16 protein-coding genes are annotated in these 15,434 nt (G+C 59.4%); 12 read left to right on the top strand and 4 right to left on the bottom strand.

Annotated features, from left to right (window positions below):
- Window positions 1-13: 13 nt before the first annotated feature.
- Window positions 14-4,870: a S8 family serine peptidase gene (locus HLG82_RS03150; RefSeq protein ID WP_193327274.1), complete on the top strand. Its 4,857-nt coding sequence runs from the start codon at window positions 14-16 to the stop codon at window positions 4,868-4,870.
- A gap of 66 nt (window positions 4,871-4,936) precedes the next feature.
- On the opposite strand, the gene HLG82_RS03155 is transcribed toward HLG82_RS03150, so the two are convergent.
- The 3 genes from HLG82_RS03155 to HLG82_RS03165 form a co-directional block, all read right to left on the bottom strand.
- On the bottom strand, window positions 4,937-5,713 hold the full coding sequence (locus HLG82_RS03155) for a hypothetical protein (protein WP_193327275.1): 777 nt from the start codon (window positions 5,711-5,713) through the stop codon (window positions 4,937-4,939).
- Window positions 5,714-5,760: 47 nt separating this feature from the next.
- Window positions 5,761-6,192, bottom strand: coding sequence for a GNAT family N-acetyltransferase (locus HLG82_RS03160; RefSeq protein WP_255313930.1), 432 nt, complete (start codon window positions 6,190-6,192; stop codon window positions 5,761-5,763).
- A gap of 83 nt (window positions 6,193-6,275) precedes the next feature.
- Complete coding sequence (locus HLG82_RS03165) at window positions 6,276-6,746, bottom strand: GNAT family N-acetyltransferase (RefSeq protein ID WP_193327277.1); 471 nt, start codon at window positions 6,744-6,746, stop codon at window positions 6,276-6,278.
- 57 nt (window positions 6,747-6,803) lie between these two features.
- Here HLG82_RS03165 and HLG82_RS03170 point away from each other — a divergent pair, with 57 nt between their 5' ends.
- The 7 genes from HLG82_RS03170 to nadE all read left to right on the top strand — a co-directional run bounded on the left by HLG82_RS03170 (window position 6,804) and on the right by nadE (window position 10,425).
- Entirely contained in the window at window positions 6,804-7,553 is a 750-nt protein-coding gene (locus HLG82_RS03170) for a nitroreductase family protein (RefSeq protein WP_193327278.1), read from the top strand.
- Between the two features lie 138 nt (window positions 7,554-7,691).
- Window positions 7,692-7,931, top strand: coding sequence for a hypothetical protein (locus tag HLG82_RS03175; RefSeq protein ID WP_193327279.1), 240 nt, complete (start codon window positions 7,692-7,694; stop codon window positions 7,929-7,931).
- On the top strand, window positions 7,925-8,350 hold the full coding sequence (locus tag HLG82_RS03180; protein ID WP_193327280.1) for a metallophosphoesterase family protein: 426 nt from the start codon (window positions 7,925-7,927) through the stop codon (window positions 8,348-8,350). The genes HLG82_RS03175 and HLG82_RS03180 overlap by 7 nt, the downstream gene beginning before the upstream one ends.
- 70 nt (window positions 8,351-8,420) lie before the next feature.
- A complete protein-coding gene (locus tag HLG82_RS03185) occupies window positions 8,421-8,840 on the top strand; it encodes a 5'-nucleotidase C-terminal domain-containing protein (protein ID WP_193327281.1) in 420 nt (139 codons plus the stop codon).
- Between the two features lie 28 nt (window positions 8,841-8,868).
- The gene (locus HLG82_RS03190; protein ID WP_193327282.1) at window positions 8,869-9,207 is read left to right on the top strand and encodes a 5'-nucleotidase C-terminal domain-containing protein; all 339 of its coding nucleotides are present in this window, start codon (window positions 8,869-8,871) and stop codon (window positions 9,205-9,207) included.
- A 201-nt stretch (window positions 9,208-9,408) separates the two neighbouring features.
- The gene (locus HLG82_RS10565) at window positions 9,409-9,486 is read left to right on the top strand and encodes an LPXTG cell wall anchor domain-containing protein (RefSeq protein ID WP_369408119.1); all 78 of its coding nucleotides are present in this window, start codon (window positions 9,409-9,411) and stop codon (window positions 9,484-9,486) included.
- 114 nt (window positions 9,487-9,600) lie between these two features.
- A complete protein-coding gene (nadE, locus tag HLG82_RS03200) occupies window positions 9,601-10,425 on the top strand; it encodes an NAD(+) synthase (protein ID WP_193327284.1) in 825 nt (274 codons plus the stop codon).
- Window positions 10,426-10,433: 8 nt separating this feature from the next.
- On the opposite strand, the gene HLG82_RS03205 is transcribed toward nadE, so the two are convergent.
- Window positions 10,434-11,075 carry a SatD family protein gene (locus tag HLG82_RS03205; RefSeq protein WP_193327285.1) on the bottom strand — a complete coding sequence of 214 codons (642 nt, stop codon included), beginning with the start codon at window positions 11,073-11,075 and terminating at the stop codon, window positions 10,434-10,436.
- 37 nt (window positions 11,076-11,112) lie between these two features.
- Here HLG82_RS03205 and HLG82_RS03210 point away from each other — a divergent pair, with 37 nt between their 5' ends.
- From HLG82_RS03210 to HLG82_RS03225, 4 genes are all read left to right on the top strand, one after another.
- Window positions 11,113-11,508, top strand: coding sequence for a hypothetical protein (locus HLG82_RS03210; protein WP_216858962.1), 396 nt, complete (start codon window positions 11,113-11,115; stop codon window positions 11,506-11,508).
- Between the two features lie 135 nt (window positions 11,509-11,643).
- Window positions 11,644-13,182 carry an aspartate:alanine exchanger family transporter gene (locus HLG82_RS03215; RefSeq protein WP_193327701.1) on the top strand — a complete coding sequence of 513 codons (1,539 nt, stop codon included), beginning with the start codon at window positions 11,644-11,646 and terminating at the stop codon, window positions 13,180-13,182.
- Between the two features lie 197 nt (window positions 13,183-13,379).
- Window positions 13,380-13,661, top strand: a complete 282-nt coding sequence (locus tag HLG82_RS03220) for an HU family DNA-binding protein (RefSeq protein ID WP_193327286.1) — start codon at window positions 13,380-13,382, stop codon at window positions 13,659-13,661.
- Window positions 13,662-14,285: 624 nt separating this feature from the next.
- Window positions 14,286-15,296 (top strand): IS30 family transposase, encoded by a 1,011-nt coding sequence (locus tag HLG82_RS03225; RefSeq protein ID WP_193326020.1) that lies wholly within the window; start codon window positions 14,286-14,288, stop codon window positions 15,294-15,296.
- Window positions 15,297-15,434 lie beyond the last annotated feature (138 nt).

A 15,434-nucleotide genomic window follows, 5' to 3' on the forward strand; every position in this document is an offset into this window, starting at 1 on the left:
TGAGGTAAACACTATGAAGAGAAAACTCATCTCCGGGCTCGCGGTTGTGGCGCTGAGCCTGGCTGTGGCGGTGCCGGCACGGGCAGTACCCGAGCCGCCGCCACTTCCGCCCGCATCGGACCTTACTTTCGTGGACGAGACCGTGCCGGTCATCGTCACGTTGGAAAAGCAGGCCACCGGAAAGGACAGCGGCCTTGTGGCGGGCCTGGCCAAAGATTTGGCCGCCAAGTATGGATTGACGATCGATCGCCAGTTCTCCTACCTCGTCAACGCCTTCTCCGCGCAGGCGCCGGCGAGCGCGCTGCGGGACTTGGCGCTCGAGCCGGGCGTGGCGTCCGTGGACCGGATGCGCCTGTACTACCCGACCATGGAGTCCGCACTCGGGCTAACCCAAGTTGACAAGGCTGCGAAATCCTATGGTGTCGATGGACGTGGCCTCGTCGTTTCGATTGTTGATTCCGGTATCGACACTGCGCACCAAGACATGGTGCTCGATTCGGACGTTAGCCCGCGGATCGCTCCCACTGAAGGATTCACGGCGAAGATTCCATACGGATACAACTTTGCTGACGAGAACACGCAGGTCAAGGACACGACGGCGTCGCAGCACGGCATGCACGTGGCAGGTATTGTGGCGGCAAACGGTGGTGATGAAGCCAACGTTGTTTCCAATGGTCGCGTCAATGGTGTCGCTCCTAATGCTCAGCTTCTGGCTATGAAGGTCTTTTCAAATAACCCGAAAAAGAAGGGCGCACGTGGCGACGACGTCATGGCGGCCATCGAAGAATCGGTCAAGCGCGGAGCGGATGTCATCAATCTTTCTCTCGGCTCGCCCAACGGGCATGAGGGGCAGTCACTGGGAGAACAGCGTGTCATTGCCAAGGCCCGTGCGGCCGGCGTCGAAGTGATTGTTGCAGCAGGTAATGAGGGCCAGAACGGGTCGACGTCGGGCTCTAACGATGATGCTCTTGGTTACCTCGATGACGGAACCGTTGGCGCGCCTTCCACCGGGAACGATGCTTGGTCAGTGGCTTCCATCGAGAATTCGAAGGTTGTGCGTTCGCTAGGTATTGCCTCTTCGAACGGAAAAGAACATCGTTTCGGTTATGACCTACAGGCCGGCCAAACTGATGAGAAGGAATACGAGCTGGCCGACGCCGGATACGGTAGCATTGACGACACGCTGAATAAGGATTTCGCGGGCAAGATCATGCTCATTCAGCGTGGCGGAAAGCCGGGAACCGAACCGTTGACTTTTGCCGACAAGTTTAAGTCCGCCGAAATTGCTAAGGCCGCCGGCGTGATCGTGTATAACCACGAAAAGGGTGGCGACGAGATCCCCGGCATGGCAGGCATTGAGAAGTTCACCTTCCCAGGTGCAGCGATTGGTCACAGTGACGGCCTCGCTTTGGTACAGATGATTAAAGCTGGCAAGACCACGGTCAAACTCACTAATGACCGCACCGTCGCTGACAATCCTGCCTCTGTCGAGCCCTCATCGTTTACGTCCTGGGGATCGGCACCTGAGCTTGGCTTCAAGCCGGAGATCGCCGGTATCGGCGGCAACGTCTATTCCACGATTAATGACAATAAGTATGGGACGAAGTCTGGCACTTCCATGGCTGCACCGCATGTGGCCGGCGTCGCGGCGCTTATGATCGAACGCGGCGCGAAGGATAACCCTGAGCTTTCACGCGGTGAGCTTGTAAATCACAACCGTATCGCGTTGTCGAACACCGCACGTATTCCGATGAAGGGCGATGTGCCCTTCGCGCCACGCCAGGTCGGCGCGGGTCTCGTTCAGGTTCAGGATGCGCTTGCTACTCGTGTTTCTGCGACCGTAAATGGCTTGCCGAATGTGGCGCTCAAGGAAGTGAAGGGCCAGACCTCGTTCACGGTGAGGTTGACCAACGACGCCGCCGAGGAGCGTACCTTTACTGCGGGCGCCACGTGTGTGGTGAACGAGAATAATTCGGTGAAGGATAAGGCGCAGACCTATTGCTCGACGACGGACTCCATTGTCGCTTCGGGGACGAAGGTGACTGTCCCGGCGGGTGGAAGCGCGAACGTCACCTACACTTTGACGACCTCGGGTGATCCGCACTGGACGCAAGGCTGGGCGACTTTCACCTCCAACGACGAGGGCCAGCCAGATATTTCGGTGCCATACCTTGGCTTTGCTGGTGATTGGAACGCTGAGCGGATTGTGGATTACCCCTCGTACAAGGGGCAGCCGAAGCCGATACTGTCAGCGCTTGGCTCGATCCCAACCCACACTTCGCTCTATACCACCATTAATTCAGGTGAATACACGTTCGGTGATGGGGAACAATTCATTTCTCCCAACGGAGACAAATTGGCCGATCGGGTTTATGCGAAGCTTGCGATGTTGCGCAATGCTAAAAAGCTGCAGGTCTCGGTGCTCGACGCACAGGGCAATCATATTCGTGATGTCGGAATGAAAGATGAAGTAACGCGTCCTACGATAAAGGCTCAGGTCGGAATGCCTGCTAATGCAATGCAAGTCGATCTTGCTGAGTATGCGTTTGATGGACGCGTTTACAATGCTCAGAAGGCCGCGTTTGAAGATGTACCCGATGGCGCGTACCAGATGCGCATCTCGACCACTATTGGCGAAGGTTTTGAGCCTCAGATCCTCGACATGCCTTTCGGTATTGATCGAGTAGCGCCTGTTATTGAGGTCGTGTCAACTGAGAAGAATGCTGATGGTGACTACGTCGTAAAGGTGAAGGCAACCGACGATTATTCGGGTGTTAACGCCGTCCAGGGGCGCTTCACTGCGCCTGCCGGGTTGGTAGTTAAGGACGAAAAGCCGCAGGGCGATGTTCATACTCTTGTGATTAAGGGAGAAGTGGCTGACAAGGTTGGCTACTTTGAGATTTATGCGTCCGATCGTGCAACCAACGTTGTCCGACACACTGTCATGCTTGGTGATAACAAGTTGCTCCTAGATTCGGATGAAACCCTGAAGAAACTGACGCATATCGGCAAGACGACCGTCTCTGACCAGACTGATGAGGAGCTAGTCAGGGATGGCAAGCTTGTTCTCAGTGGACATGCTTCTACTGAGATCGTGAGTGTGCGTGCGGGTGATGCGAGCGCCAAGGTGGCTCCTTCCGGTCGTTTTGAGCTGAACCCGGCCGTGAGTGAAGGTACGAACACGATTACCGTTGAGGGGCTCAACGCGGCAGGTCAGGTTGTGGCGAGCAAGGTCTATTCCTTCGTTTACGATCCAAAGGCGCCTGTGGTGACGATTAGCGCTCCACGTGACCTGGAGACGATTCAGAAGCAGGTCGCTACTGGAACCGTTCACATTAGAGGTACCGTTGCCGATAACATTGACACGATTACCTCTGTGACGATTCTGGGCGAGCAGTACGACGTCGTTGATGGGGCATTCGCGGCGGACGTTCACGTGGAAGCGGACATGTCTAATCTGTCGGTTTACGCTCGTGACAAGGCTGGCAACCTAGGCGTTGGGGCACTCGCCCTCATGCCTGCCGACGAGGCAAAGCCTCTTGAACTTAAGGCAAACCTGGGCTTTGACGGCAACTTTAATGTGGTTTCGGGTGACAATGAGGCGCTGACGCGCACCGGTGAGAACGAGTATTCGTTTAGCTACAAGGGAGCTTTCAATCGTGCCCCGGGCAAGTTCATTGTTCGTGGCAAGGAAGTGACCGTCGGCAAGGATGGAACATTTGAAACCGAGGTGCCTCTCAAAGAAGGGATCACGGACTTCAATGTCACGATCATTGATACCAACGGCAAAGAGCTTGTCAATGCTCAGATCAAGGTATTACTTGATCTGCATGCGCCCAACATTGAAATGACCAAGCCCAACATTCACCCCGATGGAGCGATTTATCTACGTGAGCCCGGGGAAGTTGAGTTTGCCGGATCAGTCTCCGATAACGCTTTTGGCTACAAGCTTTCCATCAATGGAGATGTCGTGGAGGAATTCCTTACCCTCGACGACCCCTCCGCCGAGGTCAACAAGCGTAACTTCTCCAAGAAGATCAACGCCAAGGATGCAGATAAGGTTCTTGTCCTCCTGCGCGATCAGGTCGACAACACTTACCTCCAGCTCATTCCGGTAATTGTGGATGGGCAAGCACCTCAGGTTAATGTTGATGGACTCACGGCAGATGAACAGGTTCCTGCAAACCAGACTCGCGAGGTGAAGGTCTCGGTTGAAGACGAGCACTTGTCCGGTGCTTCTGTTTATCTGGACGGAAAGCTCGTTGATGCTCGCCAGAGCGTCATCAGAACTGCCAAGGGGGCAGGAACGGTGATCAACGAAGACTTTGGCAAGGTTAAGACGAAGGAATCGGCTCCTGGTGAGTCTGCTCCACTAACCGCCGGCAAAGATGACGCTGGCGCCAAAGCCGCTGCCGCGGCGGGTAGCGAAGCAGATCAAGAGGCGCCTGAAGGTGAGGGACATACCCTGTTGACCTTTACCGTAGGGCCAGAATTTGCGGTAGGGAAGCACGAGCTGTTCGTGACTGCATCGGATAAAGCCGGAAACCGGACGGATGTCGCGATTCCTTTTGCTGTTGAAGTTGAGGATGAGTCTGGTAAGGGTGGACAGTCAGAGGGCGGACAGCCATCTGATCAGATCATTGTTCCCGGTATCGAGGATAAGGACCTTGTGGACCTGACGAAGCGTGGGCCGGATGGGTGGTCGACGTGGGAGCCTGGGAAGGTTACGGACCGTGAGGTCGTTGCCTCCGCTAGTGCCAAGAAACCGCTGTCGCACACGGGCGCAGCGGTGACAACCCTAGGTATCCTTGCTGGTTCGCTACTCCTTGTAGGTGTAGCGATCCGTAAGCGTACACGCTCGACCTTGTAACAAGAAGCGCGAAGCGGGCGGTTTCCGATGGGAAACCGCCCGCTTCGTGTTGCGCCCCGGGGCGCGTTAAGAGTTCATGAGCCAGGCGTAGTCGCCCTCGTCCATCCCGGGGGAGGGGATAGACCGTAGCGTGCCGACCAGACGTGTCGACTGGCGATTGAGAGTCACGAAAGTCAGCGAGCCGGAGACCACACCGCCAACGATGGGCAGCCACTTGGTGGCCTGACGAGCCATGTTGCGCCGGGCAATTTGAGCCACCACCTTCTTATACGCCTCGCGCACGGCCCGAGCCTGGCCGAGGCGGTTGAGTGCCGAGCGCCGTCGGTCAAAAGCTGGAATCCCGAGCGCACGCGAAAACGCCAACAGGGAATCTTGAGCGCCCTTGACATCGAGCATGACGCCGAGGAACAACGCGATTTGGTGGAGATCGTCGTCGCCGTCATGGCTGTCGAGGGCAGGCCACCCGTAGGCGTAGGACACCTTTTGCATCACGCGATAGGCGTGAACATAAAACTGCGTGATGTCAGCAGGAACCGAGGCGAGAATGGCTAGTCCTCCGGGAATGCCGGTGCCAAAGGAGATGGCGCAGGCCCGCTTCGTTTCGCTGCTAATGGCCTGGGCGGCGATGGCGTCAACGACGTCGGGTCCGACGCCTGCGCGCAAGGGAGAATCAAGGAGCGCGCGCTCAATCACCTCGCGGCTTTGGCCGTGGGCAACCAGTTGGGTGCGCAGGAACTTCTCGCGATCCACGTGGGCGCCCTTCAAGCGGGTGATGCCGCGGAGGAAGGCTTTAGCGAATCTGGCCGCATTTGCTTTGCCGTCGTCTTCCATGACAGCTGTCATGATCTAGCCTTTCTCCTGTCGAGGTTGCTGTAGAACCCGAGTCCTGGTTACACGGCAAATTGTTTCATCATGACACAGTGTCCCTCGACGACCTTCCCCGTGGGCTCATAACCCAGGCGCACGTAAAGCCGGCGTGCGCGCTCATTTTCGGGCGCGACCGAGAGTGAGATGGCCGGTGCGCCGGCGGCGCGGGCCATGTCTGCTGCCGCCTCAAGCAACTGGGCTCCGATGTTCAGGCCGGCGTAGCGCCGCTCCACGGCGATGGCCACCTCCGGCACGCCTTCAATCACGTGGCCGAAGCCGTGCTCATCATCTGTGCCCCAGAGCAACCAGGCCCCGCCGGCGGGGACGTTGCCCTTCCAGGCGATGAGGCCGCCGTTTTCAGGCTGCCAGGTGTCAACGTAGTAGTCGACCCACTGGTCAAAATCGTCAGGCAGGTCCCCGAACTCGTCTCCGAATGTGTCAGTCAAAAAGTTCAAACGCGCAATGTAGGTACGGTCTGACTCAGTGGTCGGCACGAACCTCAACTCCGTGCGTGGCCCATCAATTCCCATATATTCCCTCACTCACGTACGAGCGTCGCCAGATCGGCGCCGAAACCCTCGTCAAACTCCGTTGATATCTCATTAAATCCAAGCGCTCGCCAAAAATCGATCGCGTCCCTGTTTGCCACGGCAACCTGGGCGTAGGCGGGCACGTCCGCGATCGCGTATTCCAGGAGCGCACGCCCGTAGCCGCGCCGCTTGACCCGCGGAAGCAGGTACAACCCACCCACCCGCAACGTCGCCGGGTGTCCGGGGCCCATGGCTTCGACGAGGAGGAAGCCCACGATATCCTCATCCACCGCGACCCATGTGGTCGTCGCGCCCGGGTCCGCAAGGCGGGCCTGCCACACGCCATCCATCGACGCCGTATGGCGTGCGATGGCCTCCTCCGTCAGAAGGCTACGGTAGGTGTCTTCCCAGGAAGCACGGTGAACGGCGGCGACGGCGGGGGCATCAAGGGCCGTAGCTGGGCGAATCCGAATGCTCATGTCTCAAACGTATCACTACCGCCAAGCTTGAGGGGCAGAGGAATTACAGTGGAGGCCATGAACGACACAATCCGCACGCAGCTTGCCCACCGCACGATCCGCGAATTCACCTCCACGCCGGTGCCTGAAGAGACCATGCAGACGCTGTTCGACGTCGCCATGCGCACCTCGACCTCGCGGGGCTTTCAACATGCGGCCATCATCCGGGTCAAGGACCATGCCAAGCGCGAACAGCTCGCCCAGATCGGCAACCAGCCCTACATCGCCCGCGCCACGGAGCTGCTTGTCGCCATCGTCGATGCCCGCCGCTCGGTGCGGATCTTGCAGGAAAAGGGGCTTGATCCGAGCCCGGCCACCGCAATGGATGTCTTCCGTGAGGGCTTCACGGACGCGGTGCTCATGATTCAGTCGATGTCGCTGGCAGCGGAGAGCCTCGGCCTCGGGGTGGCTCACCTGGGTTCCGTCCTCAACGACTATGGTCGCCTCATTGACGTCTTGGAGTTGCCGCGTTTGACCTTTCCCGTGCTCGGCATGATCCTGGGCTATCCCGACCAGAGCCCGCAGCTCAAGCCCCGAATGGGTAAACATCTGAGGGTCATGACCGACGTCTACCGCGAACCTGCCTCCTGGCTTGATGAGCTGGAGGAATACGACGCACGTATGCGCACCTATTACGACCTGCGCGAGGCAAATCGCCGAGTCGATGAATTCACTACCCAGATCGCGCGCAAGCTGAGCGCGCCGCCGTCGAAAAGCTTCATCGACGACGTCGAACGGCAGGGTTTCGCGGTTCACCCGGCCCCATAGAACCCGCCAATTACTCCTACCTGTCCTGTGAATTTTCTGTAAAGGTGATGGAACATCACCCCTGACGATTCACCAATTTGAAGGAACATCGATGAAGAAATCCATTTTGTCTTTCTTCACCGCAGGACTGCTCGCGCTGTGTCCCTCAGTGGCCAACGCGGCCCCGACGAGACGCCGACCAACCAATGTCAGGGCACCAGCGCGCTGACCATCCTTGCGACGGCGGACCTCCACGGGACCACGCCCAACTACGATTACTTCACGGGCAAGCCTTTCACCGACGACAAGGCCGATCAGAAGAACCGCACCTGTGGCCTCGGACTTCTCTCGCCGCGATCGCAGACGCTCGCCAGAGCCAAGGCAGGGAATCCGTGGTAGTCCTTGACAACGGCGAGGCCAACCAGGGCAACCCGTTGAACATCGTCTACCACGCCAACCGCACGGCTGACACCACCGACCCGATTGCATCCGTCTTCAATTACCTCAAGTACGACGCCGTCGGGGTAGGAAACCACGAGTTCAACTACGGCCACCTCGTCAAGGATGGCAAGGCGGGCGCTCTCAACCAATATCGCCAGTCGCTCAACATGCCGATGCTCGGCACAAGCATCATCGTCAAGGACAAGGGCGCCGACGTCGTCGTGCTCTCTCACACCGGCATGGACGCGCCGGGCTACGTGTGGAAGGCCGGCGACCTCGAAGAGAATGCTGCGACCTCCATCGCCACCCAGACGGCGGGGGCGACCTCGTCGTCGCCGCACACTCCCACGTCACGGACAAGGTCAACACGCAACTGAAAACGCCGAGGGCAAGAACGTCCTCCTGACCCAGCCCGGCTACCACGTGTGCTTCCTTGCCGATGTCTCGGTGCCACTCATTTTCGAGCAGGGTAAGCCCGTGGTCATCAACAACGAAACGTGTGCCACCAGTGCCACCGCGCTCTACGCCTCCGATTACCTCGGACGTGAGGACGCCGGTGTGAAGAAAACAATCGAACCGTGGCATTCGAAGGCGGTCGAGTGGGTCTGCACCGTCGTGGCAACGGCCACCGAAGACATGACCGCCGAGCGGGCCAAGTATGAAGATACCGCGATCGTCGACTTCATCAACCTCGTCCAGCAAGAGACGGTGAAGAAGGCGCTCGCGGACTCCACGTACAAGGACCTTCCCGTGCTTTCCCAAGCCTCGCCGTTCTCGTCCAAGGCCAAGTTCACCAAGGGCGACGTCACCATTGCCGACATGGCCGGGCTAAACACCTTCGACAACACGCTCTTCGTGTTGAGATGACGGGCAAGCAGATGAAGGACTACCTCGAGTGGTCGGCTCGCTTCTACGTACAGCAGCCGGAAGAGGCAAGATCGAGGACTGGTCCAAGGTGACGAACGCGCTCTACGACGGCGCCACCCGGGGCATCCCGGACTACAGCTACGACATGCTCGCTGGCGTCAATTACCACATCAACATCACCAAACCGGTAGGTGAACGTATTGAGGGGCTTTCCTATCCAGACGGTAAGCCGGTGGGCGGCGACGACCGCTTCATCCTCGCCGTGAATAACTACCGCCAGTCGGGCGGATCGGGTTACCCGCACGTCTCGACCGCGCCGGTGGTCTACGATGCGCAGGCGGTCATTCGCGAGCAGATGATCGCCTAGGGTCAGGCCAACAAGGTCATCGACCCGGCGAAGATCTTCACCCTCAATTGGATGGCGGGCACCTCGTCGGCGAAGGCCCCGGGCACCGCCGACCCGACACCGAAGCCAGACTCGACGCCGAAGCCGACCGGCCCTGACCAGCCGGCCACGGGCGCCACGCCTCCTCGCGGTGGCACTTTGCCCCACACAGGCGCGACGGTGATGACGATCGGCGTCGTTGGCCTGGTTCTCGTCATCGGCGGCGCTGGGGTGTTGGCGCTTCGCCGACGCAATTCCTGAGTCAATGTGAAGGGAGCAACCTTTGGGCGGGTTGCTCCCTCCTTTTCAGCGTCCATGTCTGTGCTCGGTGCCCATGTCTGACGCGCCTGGCGGGGATAGGGATAGGCTAGAGGCATGTTCCATCCTTTGCAGCAACAGATCATCGAAGCGACCGGCGTGAAGCCGGTCATTGACCCGGCGCTGGAAGTCGAGCGGCGCGTTCAATTCCTGTGTGACTACATGCTCGCCACCTCCACGCGTGGGTTTGTGCTCGGTATTTCAGGCGGAGTTGACTCGACCCTGGCCGGCAGGCTGGCGCAGATGGCGGTTGATAAGCTCACCTCCGAAGGGCATGCTGCCATGTTCTACGCGGTGCGCTTGCCATACGGCGTGCAGGCCGATGAGACCGATGCGGCCGCGGCCATGGACTGGGTAGCGGGCGACCACGTTGTGACCATCAATATCAAAGACGCGACCGATGGCATGGAGCGGGCCTACGAATCGGGGATGGGTGTCGATATCTCCGACTTCAACAAGGGCAACGTCAAGGCCCGCCAGCGCATGATCGCCCAATATGCGATAGCTGGAGATCTTGGTTTGCTGGTGATCGGGACCGATCACGCGGCCGAAAACGTCACCGGATTCTTCACCAAGTTCGGCGACGGTGGCAGCGACATCCTGCCGCTCGCGGGACTGAACAAGCGCCAAATTCGCCAGATCCTGCAGTTCTTGGGATCGCCCGAGCAGCTGTGGGCGAAGGTGCCCACAGCCGACCTGCTCGACGGGCGGCCGCTACGCGCGGACGAAGACGAACTTGGCATTTCCTATGACGAGATTGACGACTATCTCGAAGGCAAAGAGATTTCGCCGGAAGCCGCCGTGAACCTCGAGGGTAAGTGGATGCGGGCGCGCCACAAGCGGACCACGCCCGTTGAACCGACTCACACGTGGTGGCACTGAGAGGCTGCCTACTCGCCGTCGTCATGCCCGCTCGGCCATAGCGCCAGCATGGCAGCGGCGAGCGGGCGCAGGTCGTTGCTCTTGGTGCGTTGGCTGTTTGCGGAGTCGCTGATGCCCAGCCGCTTGGCGGTCTCGCAATTTGTCTCCCCGCGTAAGATTCCCAGGAGCGTGGCGCATGCGCCGGGCTTGAGCTTCGTCAGGGCGGCGTCGATAAGGTGGATCGTGGGGAGCGTGGCGCGCGCTTCGTCGTCGTCAACCAAACCCGTGCGTACTCCCGCCCAACCGGGCTTACTAGCAAGCTCGTCAACCGTTTCGATAGCCTCGCGCGCGTGCCACCACGCCGATCCGTCCTGGATGCCGTCGCCTACATGCGTGATCTCGCCCGTGCCGATGCCGAAGCGAATGTCGGAGCCGTGTGCGAGCATAGTCAAACGAAGAAGATGCATGGAACGGATCGCGGACGGGAGGTCGGCAAAAACGCCTTGGATTTCATCGCCGACGGTGGGGGCGAAGGCCTCGATCGCGTCGGCTGGTAACTCGGCCAGCGCAGCCTTCAGCTTCTCATGGAGGTCGATGCGCGATGAACCTCGCGAGTGAACCAGATCACCGATGATCGCGACTTGTTCAGGCTTTTTCTTCATTTTTGACATATGAAGATAATACCTTCATTGAGGTAGGTGGTAAAGGGTGCTCGTTCGTATAGTTGTATTCGGCATCTGCGGCTTCATTGCCATGGGCGGAAACGCACTCATCAGATACATGCTCAAACGGATCGATTCCACCGCGCCACCCAGGAGCCGTCCTACCCTGCTCACCGCACAAAAGGCGCTTCCTGGCGGCCGCTGGATCGGGGTGCTTGAACGGCACGCCACCTACGTGTGCCTCGTCGCCGGTTTTCCCGGCGGGATCGCCATGGTGCTCGCGGTTAAGGGGCTGGGGCGATACCCCGAACTCAGAAACGGCGAAAGCGCCCGCGTCGGCGAGCTCTTCATTATCGGAACATTTATCTCCATCCTCTGGGCGGCCGCGTGGGCGGGCATTGCGGTCAGCGCCAATGCGCTGCTGGCCGAGCACCTGTCCTGATCTCGTGGTGGCGATTGCCATGTTGTGAGGCTTGAGCTATGGCCGGCCGTACGGCGTCGTTAGAATCGAAACGGCCAAAATGGGCCCTCACGTGAAAGGTTACTTGTGGCAGGTTTGCTCGGCGCGTCGCCGCTCATGACAGTCTTCCTCGTCGTCGCACTTGGCGGGGTACTCGGCATTATCCCCTTCGGAAAGATCCGCTTCGGTGCGGCCGCGGCCCTCTTCGTGGGCCTCTTCATCGGCAACATCGTGCCAGAGCTTGGCGCGAGTCTCGGCCTCCTGCAAAATCTGGGGCTGGCCCTCTTCGTCTACATGGTCGGCCTGTCGGCCGGGCAGACGTTCTTCACCGACCTCGCGCGGCACTACAAGTTCATGCTTGCCTCCGTGATTGCCATTATCGTCGGCGCCGTGGCCACCATCCTCGCCGCGCCACTCCTGGGCCTGAGCTCACAACTGTCCGTCGGCATCTTCGCCGGCGCCATGACGAACACTCCCGCGCTCGCCGCCGCAACCGCGGTTGCTGGATCGGCCGAACCGGGCGTCGGATATTCGCTAGGCTACCCGATGGGGGTCTTCGTCGGCATCATCATGGTGTCGTTGATCGTGTCGAGGCGTTGGGCGGGGTCCAACGATACGCCGTCGGTAGCAGGGCAGTCCCTGACCGCGGCGACCGCCGTCATCGAGCGCAACGTTTCCCTGCGTGACATCCCCGGTTACCTTGACCAGGCAATCCGCGTGTCCTATCTTCTCCGCAATGGCAAGACCCGGGTCGTCAGCCCGGGCGAGGAGCTAGAGCCAGCCGACCAGATCGTCGTCGTTGGTATGGAGGGAGCCGTCAATACGGCAGTCGACGCCGTCGGCTACGCCCAGCCGGAGCACCTCGCCGATGACCGCTCACGCGTCGACTTCCGATCCTTCACCGTCTCGCAGAAGGAGCTTGCCGGCTCAACCATCGCCGAACTCAACCTGCCCGGGCGATTCGGGGCCGTCCTGACCCGCATCCGCCGTGGCGACTACGAGCTACTCGCCGGCGACTTCGAGCGTCTCGAAATCGGCGACCGCGTGATGGTGGCATACCCACGCTCTGAGCACGACGCGATCGAGAAGCTCTTCGGCAATTCCGAACGCACGGTTTCTCAGGTCGACGCCGTCGGGCTCGGCCTCGGCATGGTTCTTGGCCTCCTGCTCGGGCTTGTGGAAATCAGCCTGCCTGGCGGGACCACCTTCAGCCTCGGCTCGGCGGCAGGTCCGCTGATCGTGGGCATGGTTCTCGGCTACCTCCAGCGCACAGGTCCACTCGTGTGGCAGCTTCCGCTCGCGGCTAACCAGACCATCCGGCAACTCGGCCTCCTGCTTTTTTTGGCCGCCGTCGGAATCGCCTCCGGCCCCGCCTTCGCTGACACTGCCTTCTCCGTGACGGGACTGAAGGCGATAGGGGCGGGAACCGCCATCGCTGTCATTGTACTTGTGGTGACCGGAATCTTCGGGCGCGTACTCGGCGTGAGTGCGCAGCGGACCGCCGGTGTGATGGCAGGCGTGCTTGGGCAACCGGCAATCCTGTCCTACGCCACCTCCAAGGAAGCAGACGAGCGCATCGAGGCTGGTTACGCTTCGATGTTCGCCTTGGCTATGATCGTCAAAATTTTGCTCGTCTATCTCATCCTCGCGTTTTAGCGGATTGTGCCTGGAAACATGATCGACGGCCCGATTCGGCCGCCGATGTAGCCCTCAGGATCGTCTGTGAGTGAAAAACAGCGCCAAATTTGCTGAAATGGCTCAAATAGTTGGTGTTTTCCCTGAGAATTCGGCTAAATTTGCACCTAGCGGCTCAATACCGGGCCGAATCGTTAGAACAACTGAGAGGTAGATATATGTCCCTCAATCGCACCGAGCTTATTGCCAAGATCGCTGAAGAAGCTGGCCTGACCAAGACCGACGCTGACAAAGCCATCTCCGCCCTTCAGACTGTCCTCGTTGAAGCACTTTCCGCTGGCGACGCCGTCAAGATCACGGGCCTCATGTCCGTCGAGCGTACCGAGCGCGCAGCCCGCAAGGGACGCAACCCGCGCACTGGCGAAGAGATCGAGATTCCCGCTGGCTACGGCGTGAAGATCTCCGCTGGCTCCACCCTCAAGAAGGCTGTTGCCAAGTAAGTGAAGCACATGGGGCGCCCCGGCTTGGCTGGGGCGCTTTCTTTTTGGACGGAGGGCGGCGTGAGCCTGGCTTGCGCTACCAGCCGTCCGTCTGTGCTACCAGCCGTCCGTCTGCGCTCGCAGCCGCCCGTCCGCGCTGTATTAAGCTGGTCCGTGCTGTATTAATCTGGCGGGTAGGTTCCAGGGGTCAATGCACTACTTTTTGGAGTGTGTTGAATGGTTGGTAGATCGCCGATTCGGCCTTATTCGCAGTCGTTTCGTGATCATGCGGTGGCCTTGGTTGCTTCTGGACGTTCGTGTGCAAGTGTTGCTCGTGAGTTGAAGGTTAATTGTCACTCGGTTCAGGTCTGGGCTCGTGGGGCGGGTTTAGTGTTGGTCCGTGGGCAGGGTGGGCCGGCGCAGGCTCGTGCGGCTGCTAGGGTACGGGTGTGGCAGTTGACGGCTGAGGGCTTGCCGGTTGCCGAGATCGCGAAACGGGTTGGTCATAGTCCGAACTGGGTTCGTGGGAAACAGGCTATGTTGGGGCCTATGGTTGAAGTTTTGCAACGGGGCCGTGTTGGTGGGGCCACGGTCGTGGCCAGTGTTGACCGGGTTGGTAATGGCAGGGTTGGTCGAGGCCGGCGTATGACGCTTGAAGAGCGCGTGGCGATCGGGTTGGGGTTAGCTGATGGTAAGTCGGCTCGGCAGATCGCTTTAAGTTTGGGGCGTAGTCCGTCATCGGTGACGCGTGAGATTAATCGTGGTGCTTTTCCTGATGGTTCTTATGATGCTCGCTGGGCTCATCAGTGCGCTCATCAGCGTCGTTCTCGTCCTAAGCCGGGCAAGCTTACTACCCATGTGGCGCTGCGTCAGAAGGTGGTTGAGCTGTTAAATAAGCGTTATTCTCCCCAGCAAATCAGTGTTCGTTTGCGTCATGATTATGGAGATGATCGGCAGATGCGTGTGTCTCATGAAACGATTTATCAGGCTTTGTATGTTCACGGGGGTGGGGCATTACGGCAAGAGCTTAAACGGGAGAAAGGACTGCGTTCGGGTCGTCAACGGCGTATTGCTCGTTCTGCTCTTGCTGGCACTCCCGGGCGCGGGCGTAAGACGTGGGTCGAGGGCGCTTCAATCGATTTGCGCCCCCACGAGGTCGATGGGCGCCTGACGCCAGGTCACTGGGAAGGAGATTTAATTATCGGTGGTGGTAAGGGCAAGCACACAGCGCTGATCACCCTAGTCGAGCGCTCTTCACGGTTTTTGCTGATCGCTCGTCTTGGGGTGAGCCATGATTCACCGACCGTGATTGAGAAACTGACCCAGATGGTTCAGACCTTGCCCAGTAAGGCCTTCTCCTCGATCACCTGGGATCAAGGTAGTGAGATGGCGCAGGTAGCCCAGTTCAAGGTCGATACCAATATCAAGGTCTACTTCGCTGACCCGCATAGCCCGTGGCAGCGTCCGTCGAATGAACGCCTGAATCGTGATATTCGTGAATACTTCCCCAAGGGAACTAACTTCGCTGACATCACCGACGAGGAAGTCGCTTTCGTCCAAGACGAACTCAACGACCGAGCCCGAGTTGTCTTGAACGGAATGACCCCACGTGAGACACTGGCCGAGTTGTTAAAAAATGATGCATCGACCCCCTGAATCTCCCGCGTAGGTTAATACAGCGCGGGTCAGCTTAGTGCGGTTTCGGGGCCTGGGTCCGAGCCCAGGGGAACGCCGAGCCCGGGGGAGCGCCCGGCTAGGCCCCAGCGCCACCTCAATCCAGTCCACCTCAATCCA

This window comes from Trueperella pecoris (genome assembly GCF_014926385.1).
Classification (GTDB): domain Bacteria; phylum Actinomycetota; class Actinomycetes; order Actinomycetales; family Actinomycetaceae; genus Trueperella; species Trueperella pecoris.